Raw genomic sequence first — 18,507 nt, 5'->3', positions numbered from 1 at the left:
CAAGTGGTCGGCGTTTAACCGTCCTTCTCGATCTCACAGAGTAGCGGATGCTGGCTCTCCCTGGCGTATTGGTTGACCTGCGTGGCCTTGGTCTCGGCGATGTCGCGGGTAAACAATCCGCAGACTGCCCGTCCCTCTGTATGGACGGCCAGCATGATCTTGGTGGCCAGCTCACGATTCAGGTTGAAAAACACCTCCAGTACTTCGACAACGAAATCCATCGGAGTGTAATCATCGTTAAACAAAACCACCTTATACATCGGTGGCGCCTGCAGAGTCGGTTTTGCGTCCTGTAACGCTACGCCCGACGCGTCATCCTCGTGCGCATCCTCGTTTGACCGAGGACCATCCTGACTGAAGGTTAGTCGAATCTTGCTGGTTGCATGCATGGGAAAAGAACGTTCATTTCGAGAAGGTCGGATTGAACTGATAGCTATTGGCCGCCGCCCAACCTGTTTTCATCACATGGACTGCCGCATGACCTTGACTATCAGCTAAACGGTGTTACAAACAATAGAGCCCACATTGGGTAAAAAGGGTCCGCGCAGTCAACCAAAATTTTTTCTCGGTCAGGCGGATTGAGGTGGATGATACTCCAGACGGAGTCCTTTGCAGAGGGATATGGCTATGCTCAGTGGTAAAGTCAAGTGGTTCAATAATGCAAAAGGCTATGGATTTATCCTTGCCGACGGTCGGGATGAAGATCTGTTCGCCCATTATTCAGCCATCAACATGGAAGGTTACAAAACACTCAAGGCTGGTCAGCCGGTGAATTTTGAGATTATTCAGGGGCCCAAGGGCCTGCACGCAGTCAGCATTTCGCCCGCTACCGTCAGTGCCGTCAAACCGGTTGAAACGTCGAGCGCAGTCCAGAAAACCTCTAATGTGCCAGCCTGAATGAGGCGAACCACCACCAACACCCGTCACACCAGATAGCCAGAGGGCCGGTTCAGCTGACTGAACCGGCCCTCTGGCCTCGGGGCATCTGCAAAAATTGCCAGGCGCTACATATGGGCAATCACCGCTTCACCGAAGCCCGAACATGACACCCGCGTCGCCCCTTTCATCAAGCGCTCGAAATCATAGGTCACTGTCCTGGCCGCAATCGCGCCCTGAATGCCGTTGATGAGCAATCCTGCCGCCTCGTCCCACCCCATGTGCCGCAGCATCATTTCTGCCGACAGAATCAATGACCCCGGATTGACCTGATCCTTGCCCGCATAACGCGGCGCCGTGCCATGGGTTGCCTCGAACATGGCCACTTCATCGGCCAGATTGGCGCCTGGCGCGATACCGATACCGCCCACTTGCGCCGCCAGGGCATCGGAAAGGTAATCGCCATTGAGATTCAGGGTAGCGATCACATCGTATTCGGCAGGCCGCAACAGGATCTGTTGCAGCATCGCATCGGCGATCACATCCTTGACGATGATCTCTCGACCGGTCTTCGGACTGGTAAAACGCATCCACGGCCCGGCATCGAGCAACGTGGCGCCGAACTCCGCAGACGCGACCTCATAAGCCCACTCCTTGAAGGCACCTTCGGTGTATTTCATGATGTTGCCCTTGTGCACGATGGTCACCGACTGACGATCGTGATCCACCGCATACTGCAAGGCCTTGCGCACCAGGCGTGTCGTGCCTTCGCGCGACACCGGCTTGATGCCGATTCCGCAGTCCTGCTCGAAACGCAGCCGGCTCACGCCCATTTCTTCCTTTAAAAAGCGGATCAACCTGTCGGCCTCGGGCGAACCTGCCTGCCATTCGATGCCGGCATAAATATCCTCGGAGTTTTCCCGAAAGATGACCATGTCGACTTCATCGGGGCGAATGACCGGACTGGGCACTCCGGCAAACCAGCGCACCGGGCGCAGGCACACGTACAGATCCAGTTGCTGGCGCAAGGCAACATTCAGAGAACGAATACCGCCACCGACCGGCGTGGTCAGCGGCCCCTTGATCGAGACGACATAGCGCCTGACCGCTTCCAGGGTTTCATCGGGTAACCAAGTATCCGGGCCGTAGACCTGAGTGGCCTTTTCGCCGACATAGACTTCCATCCAGGCGATTCTTCGCGCGCCGCCGTAAGCTTTTTCGACAGCGGCATCCACTACCTTGAGCATGACGGGGGTAATATCCACGCCGATGCCATCGCCCTCCATATAAGGAATGATCGGCTGGTCGGGGACATTCAGGGAGTGATCGGGGTTGAGGGTGATCCGCTCGCCAGTGGCAGGGATCGTGATGTGCTTATATTGCATGCTGAGCTCCAATACACGTTTGATTGGACAGCCTGACCGCTATCAAGCCTAGTCACGCCCACCCATGCCCGCAAACCCGGCCTTTGGACAGCACGGCGCGAAGACTTTTGAAAATCGTCGAAAGCATTGATCCAGAGCGCTTGCGTTCGACCAATGACGTATTGGCATGCGCCAAATAGCCGCATAGCATTAATGCTTGGGATTCAGGGTTTGATATACTCCCCGGCGTGACTGCCGAGTCATGGAACTCGAATCACTGGCGCGGGGCCGTCCGGATACATGACACCCGCTCCGATCTGCGTTGGGACACAGGGTGCCCAACTGCTTGACGCTCGACTGATGCACCCACCATCACCGCGAAGCAATCCCGACCCGGGCTCATGACGCAAGCATGAGCAGAGCGTCCATCCGGCGCGCATCGGGATTTTGTGCATGCTCAGCAAAACAGAGAGTTAATACGAATGTCCAACCGCTCGAAGATCATCTACACCTTCACCGACGAAGCCCCGGCCCTGGCCACCTACTCGCTGCTGCCCATCATCGAAGCGTTCACCGCGTCTTCCGACATCGACGTCGAGACCCGTGACATTTCGCTGGCAGGCCGGGTACTGGCCAGCTTCCCCGAAGCCCTTCGCGCCGACCAGCAAATCGCGGATCATCTTGCCGAGTTGGGCAAACTGGCGACCACGCCAGAAGCCAACATCATCAAACTGCCTAACATCAGCGCTTCGGTTCCGCAGTTGAAGGCGACCGTCAAAGAGCTCCAGGAACAGGGCTACGCCATTCCTGACTACCCTGAAAACCCTTCGACCGACGCGGAAAAAGACGCCCGCGCCCGCTACGACAAGGTCAAGGGCAGCGCCGTGAACCCGGTGCTGCGCGAAGGCAACTCCGACCGCCGCGCCCCGCTGTCGGTCAAGAACTATGCACGCAAGCACCCGCACAAGATGGGCGCCTGGAGCAGCGACTCCAAGGCTCACGTAGCACACATGAGCAACGGCGACTTCTACGGCAGCGAAAAAGGCGCTCTGATCGCAGCCGATGACAGCCTGAAGATCGAACTGATCGCTCAAGACGGCACTGCCACCGTCCTGAAAGAAAAAACCGCCGTCAAGGCCGGTGAAATCATCGACAGCGCCGTGCTGAGCAAAAAAGCCCTGCGCAGCTTCGTGGCCGCCGAAATCGAAGACGCCAAGAAGCAAGGCGTACTGTTCTCGGTGCACCTGAAAGCCACCATGATGAAAATCTCCGATCCGATCATGTTCGGCCAGATCGTTGAAGAGTTTTATCAGGACGCGCTGACCAAGCACGCCGATGTACTCAAGGAAATCGGCTTCAACCTGAACAACGGTATCGGTGACCTGTACGAGCGTATCGGCAACCTGCCAGCGGACAAGCAGGCTGAAATCAAGGCTGACATCCAGGCGGTCTACGCTGTTCGCCCACAACTGGCGATGGTCAACTCCGACAAGGGCATCACCAACCTGCACGTACCGAGCGACGTCATCGTCGACGCCTCGATGCCGGCGATGATCCGTGACTCGGGCAAGATGTGGGGCACCGATGGCCAGCTGCACGACGCCAAGGCTGTGATCCCGGACCGCAGCTACGCCACCATCTACCAGGCCGTTATCGAAGACTGCAAGAAAAACGGCGCCTTCGATCCGACCACCATGGGCAGCGTGCCGAACGTCGGCCTGATGGCTCAGAAAGCCGAAGAATACGGCTCGCACGACAAGACATTCCAGCTCAAGAGCGCAGGCGTGGTTCGCGTGACCGACAGCAAGGGCACCGTCCTGCTGGAGCAGAACGTTGAAGCCGGCGACATCTTCCGCATGTGCCAGACCAAAGACGCGCCGATCCAGGACTGGGTCAAACTGGCCGTCAACCGTGCCCGCGCCAGCAACACTCCGGCGCTGTTCTGGCTGGACCCGGCTCGCGGCCACGACGCGCTGATGATCGAGAAGGTCAAGACCTACCTGCGCGACCACGACACCTCGGGCCTGGACATCCAGATCCTGACGCCGGTCGAAGCCATGAAGCAGACCCTGGAGCGCACCCGCGCAGGCAAAGACACCATTTCGGCCACCGGTAACGTGCTGCGTGACTACCTGACCGACCTGTTCCCGATCATGGAACTGGGCACCAGCGCCAAGATGCTGTCGATCGTGCCGCTGATGAACGGTGGCGGCCTGTTCGAAACCGGCGCCGGCGGTTCGGCACCGAAACACGTACAGCAGTTCGTCGAAGAGAACTTCCTGCGCTGGGATTCGCTGGGTGAATTCCTGGCTCTGGCCGCCTCTCTGGAGCACCTGGGCCACGCCTACAACAATCCAAAGGCGCTGGTACTGGCCAAGACCCTCGACCAGGCCACTGGCGAGTTCCTGGACCGTAACAAGTCGCCTTCGCGCAAAGTCGGCAGCATCGACAACCGCGGCAGCCACTTCTACCTGACCCTGTTCTGGGCTCAGGCACTGGCCGCCCAGAATGACGACGCCGCCCTCAAGGCGCAGTTTGCCCCGCTGGCTAAGACCCTGACCGACAACGAAGAAAAAATCGTTGCCGAGCTCAATGCTGTACAAGGCAAGCCGGTCGAAATCGGCGGTTACTACTTCGCCAAGCCGGAACTGGCCAGCAAGGCCATGCGCCCTAGCGAGACCCTCAACGCGGCCATCGCTGCGCTGTAAGCCTCACTGATGCTGCAATGCTGATACACAACAACCCCGGCCCACACGCCGGGGTTGTTGTTTATGCACCTTATCGAAAGGGATAAACACCTATGAACTGGCAAGCCCACGTCACCGTCGCCACGATCGTCGAAGATCAGGGTCGTTTTCTGTTTGTCGAAGAACTGCAACAAGGCCAGCCGGTGCTCAACCAGCCCGCCGGCCATCTGGACCCGAATGAAAGCCTGCAACACGCCGCCGTACGCGAAACACTTGAGGAAACCGGCTGGGATGTCGAGCTGACCGGCGTGGTGGGCATCTATCTGTACACCGCGCCCAGCAATGGCGTGACGTACCAGCGCATCTGCTTCGCCGCCAAAGCGCTGCGCCATCATCCCGACTACACGCTGGACGACGGCATCATCGGCCCGGTATGGCTGAGCCGCGAACAGCTTGTGCAGCAACAGGCGCGCTGGCGCAGCGAGCTGGTGTTGCGCTGCGTGGACGATTACCTGAACGGTGAACGCTTCAGTCTTGCCCTGCTGCGTGACAAGGCGTGAGACGCGACAGTTGCAGCCTGATAGAATCGCGTCCTTTTCACCACAGCTGTTGAACGCCCATGTCTGATCCAGCCCTTTCGAACACTGAAAAACCACGCGTGATCGTCGGCATGTCCGGCGGCGTGGACTCTTCCGTTTCCGCCGTTCTGCTGTTGCAGCAGGGCTATCAGGTGGAAGGCCTGTTCATGAAGAACTGGGAAGAAGACGACGGCACGGAATACTGCACCGCCCGCGAAGACCTCGCCGACGCCCAGGCCGTATGCGACAGGATTGGCATCAAGCTGCACACCGCCAACTTCGCCGCCGAGTACTGGGACCATGTCTTCGAGCACTTTCTGGAAGAATACAAGGCCGGCCGCACGCCTAACCCGGACATCCTGTGTAACCGGGAAATCAAGTTCAAGGCCTTCCTTGACTATGCCCTGAGCCTGGGCGCCGACCTGATCGCCACCGGCCACTATGTGCGCCGCCGCGACATCGACGGGCGCACCGAACTGCTCAAGGGCCTGGACCCCAACAAGGACCAGAGCTACTTCCTGCATGCCGTGGGCGGCGAGCAGATCGCCCGCACGCTGTTTCCGGTCGGCGAACTGGAAAAGCCCGAAGTGCGCGCAATCGCCGAACAACACGGCCTGGCCACCGCGCGCAAGAAGGACTCCACCGGTATCTGCTTTATCGGCGAGCGGCGCTTCACTGATTTCCTGCGTCAGTACCTGCCTGCCCAGCCCGGCGAGATCAAGACCACCGAAGGTGAAGTCATCGGCCGTCACAGTGGCCTGATGTACCACACCATCGGCCAGCGCCAGGGCCTGGGCATCGGCGGCCTGAAAGATGCCGGCGACGAGCCATGGTATGTCCTGGAGAAAGACCTTGAGACCAACGAGCTGATCGTCGGCCAGGGCAACGATCACCCGTGGCTGTTCTCCCGCGCCCTGCTGGCCTCGCAGATCTACTGGGTCAACCCGGTCGACCTCGACAGCCCGCGCCGCCTGACCGCCAAGGTGCGCTACCGCCAGGGCGATCAGGGCTGCACGCTGGAGAAGACCGCCAGCGGTTACCGCGCGCTCTTCGACGAGCCTCAACGCGCCGTAACCCCTGGGCAATCGGTGGTGTTCTATGATGGCGAAATCTGCCTGGGCGGCGGCGTGATCGAAACGGCCGAACCCTGGAACAGCAAGGACAAGCCTTGATGACCAAGATTCAGGAACAACTGATCGCCCTGGGCGGCGTCTTCCAGGTCGCTATTCTGGTCGATCGCCTGGCCAAGACCGGCCAGGTCAGCGAGGCTGATCTGGGCAGCATGCTCGGCAGCCTGCTGGTGCTCAATCCCAAGGACACCCTTGATGTGTATGGCGGCAACGACCAGTGCCTGCGCGAAGGCTATCGCGCCCTGGCCAGCGCCCTGGAGCGCGACCCCGGCACCTTGCAGCGCGAGCCGCTGCGCTATGCCCTGTCGATGCTGGGCCTTGAGCGTCAACTGGCCAAGCGCGACGACATGCTCGGCGTGATCGGCAAACGCCTGCCGCAGATCCAGTCTCAGGTCGAGCATTTCGGCATCGCCCATGAAAACGTGATTGCCGCCGCCGGCGCGCTGTATCAGGACACCCTGAGCACGCTGCGCCAGCGCATTCAGGTGCATGGCGACATGCGCAATCTGCAGCAGCCCAGCAATGCATCGCGCATTCGTGCCCTGCTGCTGGCAGGCATTCGCTCGGCGCGGCTGTGGCGACAAGTTGGCGGCCACCGCTGGCAACTGGTGTTCAGCCGCCGCAAGTTATTGAAAGAACTCTATACGTTGATGCACGGCTGAAACGCTGCGCCTCAACCCCTTAACCTTCAGGCTCGTCGCTATCTACGCCGGTCGGCTGACCCCAGCCGGCCGGCAATTTCATGTATGATATGCGCCCTTTTCAAAGCCGACTGTCCGAGAGCATCCCATGCAGCTTTCTTCGCTCACCGCGGTTTCCCCTGTTGACGGCCGCTATGCCGGCAAGACTCAGGCCTTGCGCCCTATTTTCAGCGAATACGGCCTGGTCCGCTTCCGCGTTCTGGTAGAAGTACGCTGGTTGCAGCGCCTCGCAGCTCACCCGCAAATCACCGAAGTGCCGGCCTTCTCGGCCGAAGCCAACGCCATTCTCGACACCCTGGCGGACAACTTTGCGATCGAGCACGCCGAGCGCGTAAAAGAGATCGAGCGCACCACCAACCACGACGTCAAGGCCGTGGAATACCTGCTCAAGGAACAGGCCGCAAAGCTGCCTGAACTGAACGCGGTCAGCGAATTCATTCACTTCGCCTGCACCAGCGAGGACATCAACAACCTGTCCCACGCCCTGATGCTGCGCGAAGGCCGCGACACGGTCGTGCTGCCGCTGATGCGCCAGATCGCCGGTGCCATCCGCGAACTGGCACAACGCTTCGCCGATGTGCCGATGCTGTCGCGCACCCATGGCCAGCCAGCGTCGCCAACGACTCTGGGCAAGGAACTGGCCAACGTCGTCTATCGCCTGGAGCGCCAGATCGCTCAGGTGGCCGCGGTGCCACTGCTGGGCAAGATCAACGGTGCGGTCGGCAACTACAACGCCCACCTGTCGGCCTACCCGGACATCGACTGGGAAGCCAATGCCCGCGCCTTCATCGAAGACGAGCTGGGCCTGGTGTTCAACCCGTACACCACGCAGATCGAGCCGCACGACTACATCGCCGAGCTGTTCGACGCCATTGCGCGCTTCAACACCATCCTGATCGACTTCGACCGCGACATCTGGGGCTACATCTCGCTGGGCTACTTCAAGCAGAAGACGGTGGCCGGCGAAATCGGTTCTTCGACCATGCCGCACAAGGTCAACCCGATCGACTTCGAGAACTCCGAAGGCAACCTGGGTATCGCCAACGCGCTGTTCCAGCACCTGGCCAGCAAGTTGCCGATCTCGCGCTGGCAGCGTGACCTGACCGACTCCACCGTGCTGCGTAACCTGGGCGTAGGCTTTGCGCACAGCGTGATCGCCTATGAGGCCAGCCTCAAGGGCATCAGCAAGCTGGAACTGAACGAGCAACGCATTGCTGCCGACCTGGACGCCTGCTGGGAAGTTCTGGCCGAGCCTATCCAGACTGTCATGCGCCGCTACAACATCGAGAACCCCTACGAGAAGCTCAAAGAGCTGACCCGTGGCAAAGGCATCAGCCCTGAAGCGCTGCTGACCTTTATCGATGGCCTGGACATGCCAGCCGAAGCGAAGACCGAATTGAAAAAGCTGACCCCGGCCAACTACATCGGTAACGCTGCAGCACAAGCCAAACGCATCTAAAGAGTTACAACTTCTGCACACGCCCGGCTGTGCCGGGCGTTTTCATTTCAAGGGCTTACAAATGAATCCTGATACTCCTCTTCAACTTCTGGGCGGCATGAGCGCGCGTGTTTTTCTGCGTGATTACTGGCAGAAAAAGCCCCTGCTGATCCGCCAGGCACTGCCGGACTTCCAAAGCCCGATCGACCCTGACGAACTGGCGGGCCTGGCCCTGGAAGAAGAGGTCGAATCGCGTCTGGTCATCGAACAGGGCGAACGCCCTTGGGAAATGCGCCGCGGCCCGTTTGCCGAAGACGCCTTCAGCGAGCTGCCCGAGCGCGAATGGACCTTGCTGGTGCAGGCGGTCGATCAATTCGTGCCGGAAGTCGGCGAACTGCTGGAAAACTTCCGCTTCCTGCCGAGCTGGCGCATCGATGACGTAATGGTCAGCTACGCAGCCCCGGGCGGCAGCGTTGGTCCGCATTTCGACAACTACGATGTGTTCCTGCTGCAAGGCCACGGCCAGCGCAACTGGAAAATCGGCCAGATGTGCGACTCCGACAGCCCGCTGATCAAGCACGCCGACCTGCGCATTCTTGCCGATTTCGAAGGCACCGATGAATGGACGCTGGAGCCGGGCGACATGCTTTATCTGCCACCGCGCCTGGCCCACTGGGGCGTTGCCGTGGACGAATGCCTGACTTACTCGGTAGGTTTCCGCGCACCGAGCGCCGCCGAAGTGCTGACCCACTTCACCGACTTTCTCAGCCAGTTCATTCCTGACGAAGAGCGCTACACCGACGCCGACGCCCAGCCTGTCAGCGATCCGCACCAGATCCAGCACGACGCACTGGCGCGCCTCAAGACCCTGCTGGCCGAGCACATGAGCGACGAGCGCCTGCTGCTGACCTGGTTCGGCCAGTTCATGACCGAGCCGCGCTACCCTGAGCTGGTCAGTGGTGAAGAGCTGGAAGAAACCGACCTGCTCGACAGCCTGGAACAGGGCGCGATCATCATTCGCAACCCGAGCGCGCGCATGGCCTGGTCGAATGTCGATGACGATCTGTTACTGTTCGCCAGTGGCCAGAGCCGCTTGCTGCCAGCTAAGCTGCGCGACCTGCTGAAGCTGGTCTGTGCGGCCGACGCCCTGCACATCGAGAACCTCGGCCCGTGGCTGGCGGACGATGACGCACGGACACTGCTTTGCGAACTGCTCAAACAAGGAAGCCTGGGATTTGCCGATGAATAAAATCAGCGTATCGGTTGCAGACTGGCACAAGGACAACGCCGCCATCCGGCGCATTCGCGAAAGCGTATTCATCGCCGAACAGGCGGTGCCGCCGGAACTGGAATGGGATGCTGAAGACGCAGGTGCTGCACATTTTCTCGCTTATGAAGACGATTATCCGATCGGTACGGCACGGCTGCTGCCCGACGGCGAAGTCGGCCGCCTGTCGGTACTCAGGGACTGGCGCGGCCTGAAAGTCGGCGAAGCCCTGCTCGGCGCCGTGCTGCTGGAGGCCGAAAAACGCGGCCTCATGCAGCAGAAACTCAGCGCCCAGGTGCAGGCTGTAGCGTTCTACGAGCGCGCAGGCTTTCACGTGATCAGCGAGGAGTTTCTGGAAGCGGGCCTGCCGCATGTCGACATGCTGCGCGAAACCACAGCCGTGTAGGTCACTCGAAACAGACACTACATAAGCAACGCCCCGACGCCCTGTGAATGGACGCCGGGGCGTTTTGCTATCGGCCGACAAAGTGGCACACTCAGGGCTTGAGTACGCTCTCGCGGAGAAAGGACATGTTCGTACGCACCTTGCTGGCCTCATTGTTACTGCTGTCGAGCACCTGGACATTGGCAGCCACTGAAATCGTGCCACTCAATTACCGCACCAGCGACGAACTGTTGCCGGTGGCGCGTAACTTTCTGGGTGAGGACGGCTCGGTCAATGCCTATGGCAACCAACTGATCGTCAATGCCGAATCGCGCAAGATCGACGAACTTCGCGCCCTCCTCGCCCAACTCGACGTTGCTCCCAAACGCCTGCTGATCAGCGTCGACACCAGTGACAACGCGGCACAAACCCATGACAGCGCAGGCGGCGGCCGGGTCATCAGCTATGGCACCGACAGCCGCGAAGGTGCCTTGCAGCAGATCCAGACCACCGAAGGCAGCCCTGCGCTGATCCAGACCGGTCAAAGCATCCCGCTGACCACCTCGCGCACCGACAGCTACGGCTACTCGCAAAGCGAGACCCAATACCGCAACGTGACCCAGGGTTTCTATGTGACGGCCAGCGTCACCGGCGACATCGTGCACCTGACCATCAGCACCAACCGCGACCGCCTGAGCCAGGAACGACCCGATGCCATCAAGGTGCAAAGCACCGACAGCACGGTCAGTGGTCGCCTGGGCGAATGGATCACGCTGGCCGGCAGCCAGAACCAGTCGGTTGCCGATCGTCAGAACAATGCCCGGTACTACTCGACCCAGGGTCGTGATGACATGGCGCTGCGGGTAAAAGTGCAAGCCCTCGAGTAACCGGGCATGCGGCCCCGGACCAGAACCGACGGGCCTTGCAGTGACCTGCCGGTCATATTAGACCAAAGATGTAGTGACACTAAAAAAGCACTACAAAACGTTTGACGGGTCAAAAACACCACGGCATGATGGCCTCGCTCCCGCTGATCAGAGGCTGAGAAAAGCCTTCGCAGCGCGCCCATACTCACCGTAGGGCCGCCGTGTGTCTCTACCGCCCACAAGGCAGTTTGACGAGGTTGCGACTGGAACGAAGTTGTCCTCAGGGACGGTAGCGCTGTTCGGCACACAGGAACGCCATCCTGAATGCCTGCTCATCACCCTTGAGCCATTCGTTCACCTGTCGCAACACGCTACAAACGCGGTATCACGCTTTTCGATCAGTGAGCAGCCATACACCGTGCCTTCGATAAACGAGGCGTTTTGGCGGAGCAGGACCTACCACCCGCATCAGGCGGCCTGAAACATAGCGAGCAATTGGCGCGATCTTTCGTACGCCTGAAAAACCCAGGAAATGAGGTTTATCAACATGGCACTGACACGCGAACAACAAGTAGCGGCTCTGGAAAAAGACTGGGCTGAAAATCCGCGCTGGAAAAACGTGACCCGAACCTATTCTGCTGCTGATGTCGTCCGCCTGCGTGGCTCGGTTCAACCGGAACACACGTTTGCAAAACTGGGCGCCGAAAAGCTCTGGAACCTGATCACCCAGGGCGCCAGGCCGTCTTTCCGTCCGGACAAGGATTTCGTCAACTGCATGGGCGCCCTGACCGGCGGCCAGGCAGTGCAACAGGTCAAGGCCGGCATCCAGGCCATTTACCTCTCTGGCTGGCAGGTAGCTGCCGACAACAACTCGGCCGAATCGATGTACCCCGACCAGTCGCTGTACCCGGTCGACTCGGTGCCGACCGTCGTGCGCCGGATCAATAACTCGTTCAGCCGTGCCGACCAGATTCAGTGGAAAGCCGGCAAGAATCCGGGCGACGAAGGCTATATCGACTACTTTGCGCCGATCGTTGCCGACGCCGAAGCAGGTTTTGGCGGTGTGCTCAATGCCTATGAGCTGATGAAGAACATGATCGAAGCCGGTGCCGCCGGCGTTCACTTCGAGGACCAGCTGGCCTCGGTGAAAAAATGCGGCCACATGGGCGGCAAGGTCCTGGTGCCGACCCAGGAAGCGGTACAAAAGCTGGTTGCCGCACGTCTGGCCGCCGATGTCGCCGGTGTGCCGACGATCATCCTGGCCCGTACCGACGCCAACGCTGCCGACTTGCTGACCTCTGACTGCGACCCGTATGACCAGCCGTTCGTCACCGGCGCCCGCACCCCGGAAGGCTTCTATAAAGTGCGCGCCGGCCTCGATCAGGCGATTGCCCGCGGCCTGGCCTACGCCCCTTATGCGGACCTGGTGTGGTGCGAAACCGCCAAGCCAGACCTGGATGAAGCCCGGCGCTTTGCCGAAGCCATCAAGAAGGAATACCCGGACCAGCTGCTGTCGTACAACTGCTCGCCGTCCTTCAACTGGAAGAAGAACCTGGACGATGCCACCATCGCCAAATTCCAGCGCGAGCTCTCGGCGATGGGCTACAAGCATCAGTTCATCACCCTGGCCGGCATCCACAACATGTGGCACGGCATGTTCAGCCTGGCGCACGATTACGCCCGCAACGACATGACCGCCTATGTGAAGCTGCAAGAGCAGGAATTCGCCGATGCCGCCAAGGGCTACACATTCGTGGCTCACCAGCAGGAAGTGGGCACTGGTTATTTCGATGATATGACCACGGTGATTCAGGGCGGCGCCTCGTCGGTGACTGCGCTGACCGGCTCTACCGAGCAGGACCAGTTCCACTGATTCATACCCTTCGCCCTGCGTGTTACCGCAAGCCGTCCGTCAGGGCGGCTTGTGCGTTTCTGCAGTTACCGTGCGTGACATTGACGCATGACAATGCTCGACATAAGTCGCGGTGTTACTTATTAATGTCATTAATCGCATCACATAATGCAGTTCTTGTGCAGTAATGAAACAGTTTATCAAATGATATCAATTATCATTCTGTTTTGCTTTTCTGGATTTCCGTAATAACAAAACATACTTGACTAAAACCATTGGAATACACGGCCTGCGTGGCCTGCAGCCCTGTACAAGAGGATGCGGTGATTAATTCAATGAATAAATTTGATATAGAAAATTTACTTGCACTGTATTTGCACATAAAATCAGCGCATTGATCTCGCTGCGACATTTCGTCACTGCCTCTCTACTCATTTCTCAAGCACTCAGAGACACCTGCTCTCTGACTAAGGATTGCCAGCATGTCCGAATCGACAGGTCTGATTGCCCACAACTGGGGCTTCGCCATTTTCCTTTTGGGTGTCGTTGGCCTCTGTGCATTTATGCTCGGCCTGTCCAGTCTGCTCGGCAGCCGCGCCTGGGGCCGCAGCAAGAACGAACCGTTCGAATCCGGCATGCTGCCCACCGGCAGTGCCCGCCTGCGTCTTTCCGCAAAATTCTATCTGGTCGCGATGCTCTTCGTGATCTTCGATATCGAAGCCCTTTTTCTCTTTGCATGGTCTGTGTCGGTACGCGAAAGCGGCTGGGCCGGATTCGTCGAAGCGCTCGTTTTCATAGCAATTCTGTTGGCAGGTCTTGTTTACCTATGGCGAGTGGGGGCGCTCGATTGGGCACCCGAAGGTCGTCGTAAGCGGCAGGCGAAGCTAAAACAATGAGGCTTTGGCAATGCAATACAATCTCACCAGGATCAACCCGGATGCGCCTAACGAGCAGTATCCAATCGGTGAACGGGAAACCGTTTCCGACCCGCTAGAAGACCAGGTCCACAAGAACATCTTCATGGGCAAGCTTGAAGATGTGCTGAGCAATGCCGTCAACTGGGGTCGCAAGAACTCCCTGTGGCCGTATAACTTCGGCCTTTCGTGCTGCTACGTGGAAATGACCACCGCCTTCACGGCGCCCCATGACATCGCGCGCTTCGGCGCCGAGGTGATCAGGGCATCGCCGCGTCAGGCGGATTTCATGGTTATTGCCGGGACCTGCTTCATCAAGATGGCTCCGATCATCCAGCGTCTCTACGAGCAAATGCTCGAACCCAAATGGGTCATTTCCATGGGCTCGTGCGCCAACTCCGGCGGCATGTATGACATCTACTCGGTGGTTCAGGGCGTGGACAAGTTCCTGCCCGTGGATGTCTATGTGCCCGGCTGCCCGCCCCGTCCAGAGGCATTTCTGCAAGGCTTGATGCTGCTGCAGGAATCGATCGGGAAAGAGCGGCGTCCGCTGTCCTGGGTCGTTGGCGACCAAGGCGTTTATCGCGCCGAGATGCCCTCGACGAAGGTTCAGCGCCGCGAAGAGCGTATTCAGGTCACCAACCTGCGCAGCCCCGACGAAGTCTGATACCCCTCGTTCTTACATAACAACACAAGAACGCGGGTCGACTCTGTACGTTGACCGAAGTGATTGAGACCTATGACTGCAGACACCGCTCTGTACATCCCGCCGTACAAGGCCGACGACCAAGATGTCGTCAATGAACTGAATTCCCGCTTTGGCGCCGAGGCTTTCACCGCCCAGCCGACCCGTACCGGCATGCCGGTGCTGTGGGTCCAGCGTGCCCGGCTGATCGAAGTGCTGACCTTCCTGCGCCAGGTCGCCAAGCCCTACTCCATGCTCTATGACCTGCATGGCGTGGACGAGCGCCTGCGCACGCATCGCCGTGGCTTGCCGGGCGCCGACTTCACTGTGTTCTATCACCTGCTGTCGGTAGAACGTAACAGTGACGTCATGATCAAGGTCGCCCTGTCCGAGAGCGACCTCAGCGTGCCGACCGTGACCGGTATCTGGCCCAACGCCAACTGGTACGAGCGCGAAGTGTGGGATATGTTCGGGATCGATTTCCCGGGCCACCCGCACCTGACCCGCATCATGATGCCGCCGACCTGGGAAGGTCACCCGCTGCGCAAGGACTTCCCGGCGCGCGCCACCGAGTTCGACCCTTACAGCCTCAACGTCGCCAAGCAGCAGCTTGAAGAAGAAGCCGCACGCTTCCGGCCTGAAGACTGGGGCATGAAGCGCTCCGCCGAGAACGAGGACTACATGTTCCTCAACCTCGGCCCCAACCACCCTTCGGCTCACGGTGCGTTCCGTATCGTGCTGCAACTGGATGGCGAAGAGATCGTCGACTGCGTCCCGGACATCGGCTACCACCACCGTGGCGCCGAGAAGATGGGCGAGCGTCAGTCGTGGCACAGCTACATTCCGTACACCGACCGCATCGACTACCTCGGCGGGGTGATGAACAACCTGCCGTACGTACTGGCGGTCGAGAAGCTGGCCGGCATCAAGGTACCGCAGAAGGTCGACACCATCCGCATCATGATGGCCGAGTTCTTCCGCATCACCAGCCACCTGCTGTTCCTGGGGACTTATATCCAGGACGTCGGCGCCATGACCCCGGTGTTCTTCACTTTCACCGACCGCCAGCGTGCCTACACGGTGATCGAAGCCATCACCGGTTTCCGCCTGCACCCGGCCTGGTACCGCATCGGTGGCGTTGCCCACGACCTGCCGCGCGGCTGGGAAAAACTGGTCAAGGACTTCGTCGACTGGCTGCCGAAACGCCTGGACGAATACACCAAGGCCGCCCTGCAGAACAGCATTCTCAAGGGCCGGACCATCGGTGTTGCCGCCTATAACACCAAAGAGGCCCTGGAATGGGGCGTCACCGGTGCCGGGCTGCGTTCCACCGGCTGTGATTTCGACCTGCGCAAAGCGCGTCCGTATTCGGGCTACGAGAACTTCGAGTTCGAAGTGCCGCTGGCCGCCAATGGCGATGCCTATGACCGCTGCATGGTCCGTGTCGAAGAGATGCGCCAGAGCATCAGGATCATCGACCAGTGCATGCGCAACATGCCGGAAGGCCCGTACAAGGCGGATCACCCGCTGACCACGCCGCCGCCCAAAGAGCGCACCTTGCAGCACATCGAAACCTTGATCACCCACTTCCTGCAGGTTTCGTGGGGCCCGGTCATGCCGGCCAACGAATCCTTCCAGATGATCGAAGCGACCAAGGGTATCAACAGTTATTACCTGACGAGCGACGGCGGCACCATGAGCTACCGTACCCGGATCCGCACCCCGAGTTACCCGCACCTGCAACAGATCCCTTCGGTGATCAAAGGCAGCATGGTCGCGGACTTGATTGCGTACCTGGGTAGTATCGACTTCGTTATGGCCGACGTGGACCGCTAAGCATGAACAGCCCACTGATTCAGACAGACCGTTTCGTTCTCAGCGAAACCGAGCGCTCGGCCATCGAGCACGAGATGCATCACTACGAGGACCCGCGCGCGGCGTCCATCGAAGCCCTGAAGATCGTCCAGAAGCAACGCGGCTGGGTGCCGGACGGCGCGATCTACGCGATCAGCGAGATCATTGGCATCCCGGCCAGCGATGTAGAAGGCGTGGCGACGTTCTACAGCCAGATCTTCCGCCAGCCGGTTGGCCGCCACATCATCCGCGTGTGCAACAGCATGGTGTGCTTCATCGCCGGTCACGAGTCGATCGTCGAAGAAATCAAGAGCTCGCTGGGCATCAGCCCGGGCCAGACCACTGCCGACGGCCGCTTCACGCTGCTGCCGGTGTGCTGCCTGGGCAACTGCGACAAGGCGCCGGCGGTGATGGTCGATGACGACACCTTCGGCAATCTGCAGCCCGGCGGCGTCGCCCAGATGCTGGAGGCTTACCCATGACCCTGACTTCCTTCGGCCCGGCCAACCGCATTGCGCGCACGGCCGAAACCCACCCGCTGACCTGGCGCCTGCGTGACGACGGCGAGCCGGTATGGCTCGACGAGTACCAGACCAAGGACGGCTACGCGGCGGCGCGCAAGGCGCTGACCCAGCAGTCGCCCGACGAGATCGTGCAGTCGGTCAAGGACTCCGGCCTCAAGGGTCGCGGCGGTGCGGGCTTTCCGACCGGCGTGAAATGGGGCCTGATGCCCAAAGACGAATCCATGAACATCCGTTACCTGCTGTGTAACGCCGATGAAATGGAGCCCAACACCTGGAAAGACCGCATGCTGATGGAGCAACTGCCCCATCTGCTGATCGAAGGCATGCTGATCAGCGCCCGTGCGCTGAAGGCCTACCGCGGTTACATCTTCCTGCGGGGCGAATACGTTACCGCCGCCAAGCACCTGAACCGTGCGGTGGAAGAAGCCAAGGCCGCCGGCCTGCTGGGCAAGAACATCCTGGGCAGCGGTTTTGATTTCGAGCTGTTCGTGCACACCGGCGCCGGGCGTTACATCTGCGGTGAAGAAACCGCGCTGATCAACTCCCTCGAAGGCCGCCGCGCCAACCCGCGCTCCAAGCCGCCCTTCCCTGCCGCCGTCGGCGTGTGGGGCAAGCCGACGTGCGTGAACAACGTCGAGACCCTGTGCAACGTGCCGGCCATCGTCAATAACGGCAACGACTGGTACAAGTCGCTGGCCCGTGAAGGCAGCGAAGACCATGGCACCAAGCTGATGGGCTTCTCCGGCAAGGTCAAGAATCCCGGACTGTGGGAGCTGCCATTCGGCGTGCCGGCCCGCGAGCTGTTCGAAGACTACGCCGGCGGCATGCGCGATGGCTTCAAGCTCAAGTGCTGGCAGCCAGGCGGCGCCGGTACCGGCTTTTTGCTGCCCGAGCACCTGGACGCGCAAATGTACGCAGGCGGCATTGCCAAGGTCGGCACCCGTATGGGTACGGGCCTGGCCATGGCAGTCGACGACAAGGTCAACATGGTCTCGTTGCTGCGCAACATGGAAGAGTTCTTCGCCCAGGAATCCTGTGGCTTCTGCACCCCGTGCCGCGACGGCCTGCCCTGGAGCGTGAAGATGCTGCGCGCCCTGGAAAAAGGTCAGGGCCGTGCCGAAGACATCGAGACCCTGTTGGGCCTGGTCAACTTCCTCGGCCCTGGCCGTACCTTCTGTGCTCACGCACCGGGTGCCGTGGAGCCATTGGGCAGCGCGATCAAATACTTCAGGTCGGAATTCGAAGCAGGCGTTGCACCCGCAACCGCAGGCCTTCCAGTGCCCGGCAAGATCCCGACCGTGGTCGGGGCATAACAAGACACAAGGCCGGCGGCCCCAGGCCGCCGGTTTCGTACCGGCCGACGCCCTTGTGACTCAGGGCTGACCG

The 18,507-nt window shown here is 60.0% G+C and carries 17 protein-coding genes; 15 read left to right on the top strand and 2 right to left on the bottom strand.

Annotated elements, in window-relative coordinates:
- Nucleotides 1-14: 14 nt before the first annotated feature.
- Entirely contained in the window at nucleotides 15-389 is a 375-nt protein-coding gene (clpS, locus tag ACYAS9_RS03180) for an ATP-dependent Clp protease adapter ClpS (RefSeq protein WP_463566866.1), read from the bottom strand.
- Nucleotides 390-627: 238 nt separating this feature from the next.
- On the opposite strand from clpS, the gene cspD reads away from it, so the two are divergent.
- Nucleotides 628-897: a cold shock domain-containing protein CspD gene (gene cspD / locus ACYAS9_RS03175; protein WP_463566865.1), complete on the top strand. Its 270-nt coding sequence runs from the start codon at nucleotides 628-630 to the stop codon at nucleotides 895-897.
- A 107-nt stretch (nucleotides 898-1,004) separates the two neighbouring features.
- Here the strand turns inward: cspD and icd are convergent, their stop codons facing one another.
- Nucleotides 1,005-2,261 (bottom strand): NADP-dependent isocitrate dehydrogenase, encoded by a 1,257-nt coding sequence (icd, locus tag ACYAS9_RS03170; protein ID WP_463566864.1) that lies wholly within the window; start codon nucleotides 2,259-2,261, stop codon nucleotides 1,005-1,007.
- Nucleotides 2,262-2,722: 461 nt separating this feature from the next.
- Here icd and ACYAS9_RS03165 point away from each other — a divergent pair, with 461 nt between their 5' ends.
- The 14 genes from ACYAS9_RS03165 to nuoF all read left to right on the top strand — a co-directional run bounded on the left by ACYAS9_RS03165 (nucleotide 2,723) and on the right by nuoF (nucleotide 18,434).
- Nucleotides 2,723-4,948, top strand: coding sequence for an NADP-dependent isocitrate dehydrogenase (locus ACYAS9_RS03165; RefSeq protein ID WP_463566863.1), 2,226 nt, complete (start codon nucleotides 2,723-2,725; stop codon nucleotides 4,946-4,948).
- Between the two features lie 92 nt (nucleotides 4,949-5,040).
- Nucleotides 5,041-5,487: an NUDIX hydrolase gene (locus ACYAS9_RS03160; protein ID WP_463566862.1), complete on the top strand. Its 447-nt coding sequence runs from the start codon at nucleotides 5,041-5,043 to the stop codon at nucleotides 5,485-5,487.
- Between the two features lie 59 nt (nucleotides 5,488-5,546).
- Nucleotides 5,547-6,677 carry a tRNA 2-thiouridine(34) synthase MnmA gene (gene mnmA, locus ACYAS9_RS03155; protein WP_463566861.1) on the top strand — a complete coding sequence of 377 codons (1,131 nt, stop codon included), beginning with the start codon at nucleotides 5,547-5,549 and terminating at the stop codon, nucleotides 6,675-6,677.
- Nucleotides 6,677-7,297, top strand: a complete 621-nt coding sequence (gene hflD / locus ACYAS9_RS03150; RefSeq protein WP_463566860.1) for a high frequency lysogenization protein HflD — start codon at nucleotides 6,677-6,679, stop codon at nucleotides 7,295-7,297. The genes mnmA and hflD overlap by 1 nt, the downstream gene beginning before the upstream one ends.
- 127 nt (nucleotides 7,298-7,424) lie before the next feature.
- On the top strand, nucleotides 7,425-8,795 hold the full coding sequence (gene purB / locus ACYAS9_RS03145) for an adenylosuccinate lyase (RefSeq protein ID WP_463566859.1): 1,371 nt from the start codon (nucleotides 7,425-7,427) through the stop codon (nucleotides 8,793-8,795).
- Between the two features lie 61 nt (nucleotides 8,796-8,856).
- Nucleotides 8,857-10,023, top strand: coding sequence for a ribosomal protein uL16 3-hydroxylase (locus ACYAS9_RS03140; RefSeq protein WP_463566858.1), 1,167 nt, complete (start codon nucleotides 8,857-8,859; stop codon nucleotides 10,021-10,023).
- A complete protein-coding gene (locus tag ACYAS9_RS03135) occupies nucleotides 10,016-10,447 on the top strand; it encodes a GNAT family N-acetyltransferase (RefSeq protein ID WP_463566857.1) in 432 nt (143 codons plus the stop codon). The genes ACYAS9_RS03140 and ACYAS9_RS03135 overlap by 8 nt, the downstream gene beginning before the upstream one ends.
- 125 nt (nucleotides 10,448-10,572) lie before the next feature.
- On the top strand, nucleotides 10,573-11,313 hold the full coding sequence (locus tag ACYAS9_RS03130; RefSeq protein ID WP_463566856.1) for a secretin N-terminal domain-containing protein: 741 nt from the start codon (nucleotides 10,573-10,575) through the stop codon (nucleotides 11,311-11,313).
- Nucleotides 11,314-11,839: 526 nt separating this feature from the next.
- Nucleotides 11,840-13,165 (top strand): isocitrate lyase, encoded by a 1,326-nt coding sequence (gene aceA / locus ACYAS9_RS03125; RefSeq protein WP_463566855.1) that lies wholly within the window; start codon nucleotides 11,840-11,842, stop codon nucleotides 13,163-13,165.
- A gap of 461 nt (nucleotides 13,166-13,626) precedes the next feature.
- The gene (locus ACYAS9_RS03120; RefSeq protein WP_056837004.1) at nucleotides 13,627-14,040 is read left to right on the top strand and encodes an NADH-quinone oxidoreductase subunit A; all 414 of its coding nucleotides are present in this window, start codon (nucleotides 13,627-13,629) and stop codon (nucleotides 14,038-14,040) included.
- Between the two features lie 10 nt (nucleotides 14,041-14,050).
- Nucleotides 14,051-14,725, top strand: coding sequence for a NuoB/complex I 20 kDa subunit family protein (locus ACYAS9_RS03115; RefSeq protein WP_056837002.1), 675 nt, complete (start codon nucleotides 14,051-14,053; stop codon nucleotides 14,723-14,725).
- Between the two features lie 72 nt (nucleotides 14,726-14,797).
- Entirely contained in the window at nucleotides 14,798-16,579 is a 1,782-nt protein-coding gene (gene nuoC / locus ACYAS9_RS03110; RefSeq protein ID WP_463566854.1) for an NADH-quinone oxidoreductase subunit C/D, read from the top strand.
- Between the two features lie 2 nt (nucleotides 16,580-16,581).
- Entirely contained in the window at nucleotides 16,582-17,079 is a 498-nt protein-coding gene (gene nuoE / locus ACYAS9_RS03105; RefSeq protein ID WP_463566853.1) for an NADH-quinone oxidoreductase subunit NuoE, read from the top strand.
- Entirely contained in the window at nucleotides 17,076-18,434 is a 1,359-nt protein-coding gene (gene nuoF, locus ACYAS9_RS03100; protein WP_463566852.1) for an NADH-quinone oxidoreductase subunit NuoF, read from the top strand. The genes nuoE and nuoF overlap by 4 nt, the downstream gene beginning before the upstream one ends.
- Nucleotides 18,435-18,507: the final 73 nt, after the last annotated feature.

Source organism: Pseudomonas sp. HP_08, from assembly GCF_055284095.1.
This window is presented reverse-complemented; position numbering and strand designations above follow the sequence as displayed.

Coding starts and splice junctions, on each gene's coding strand:
- nuoC (WP_463566854.1), top strand. CDS start 14,798: ATGACTGCAGACACCGCTCTGTACATCCCGCCGTACAAGGCCGACGAC.
- nuoF (WP_463566852.1), top strand. CDS start 17,076: ATGACCCTGACTTCCTTCGGCCCGGCCAACCGCATTGCGCGCACGGCC.
- ACYAS9_RS03120 (WP_056837004.1), top strand. CDS start 13,627: ATGTCCGAATCGACAGGTCTGATTGCCCACAACTGGGGCTTCGCCATT.
- mnmA (WP_463566861.1), top strand. CDS start 5,547: ATGTCTGATCCAGCCCTTTCGAACACTGAAAAACCACGCGTGATCGTC.
- ACYAS9_RS03165 (WP_463566863.1), top strand. CDS start 2,723: ATGTCCAACCGCTCGAAGATCATCTACACCTTCACCGACGAAGCCCCG.
- hflD (WP_463566860.1), top strand. CDS start 6,677: ATGACCAAGATTCAGGAACAACTGATCGCCCTGGGCGGCGTCTTCCAG.
- clpS (WP_463566866.1), bottom strand. CDS start 389: ATGCATGCAACCAGCAAGATTCGACTAACCTTCAGTCAGGATGGTCCT.
- purB (WP_463566859.1), top strand. CDS start 7,425: ATGCAGCTTTCTTCGCTCACCGCGGTTTCCCCTGTTGACGGCCGCTAT.
- nuoE (WP_463566853.1), top strand. CDS start 16,582: ATGAACAGCCCACTGATTCAGACAGACCGTTTCGTTCTCAGCGAAACC.
- cspD (WP_463566865.1), top strand. CDS start 628: ATGCTCAGTGGTAAAGTCAAGTGGTTCAATAATGCAAAAGGCTATGGA.
- ACYAS9_RS03160 (WP_463566862.1), top strand. CDS start 5,041: ATGAACTGGCAAGCCCACGTCACCGTCGCCACGATCGTCGAAGATCAG.
- ACYAS9_RS03115 (WP_056837002.1), top strand. CDS start 14,051: ATGCAATACAATCTCACCAGGATCAACCCGGATGCGCCTAACGAGCAG.
- ACYAS9_RS03130 (WP_463566856.1), top strand. CDS start 10,573: ATGTTCGTACGCACCTTGCTGGCCTCATTGTTACTGCTGTCGAGCACC.
- ACYAS9_RS03135 (WP_463566857.1), top strand. CDS start 10,016: ATGAATAAAATCAGCGTATCGGTTGCAGACTGGCACAAGGACAACGCC.
- icd (WP_463566864.1), bottom strand. CDS start 2,261: ATGCAATATAAGCACATCACGATCCCTGCCACTGGCGAGCGGATCACC.
- aceA (WP_463566855.1), top strand. CDS start 11,840: ATGGCACTGACACGCGAACAACAAGTAGCGGCTCTGGAAAAAGACTGG.
- ACYAS9_RS03140 (WP_463566858.1), top strand. CDS start 8,857: ATGAATCCTGATACTCCTCTTCAACTTCTGGGCGGCATGAGCGCGCGT.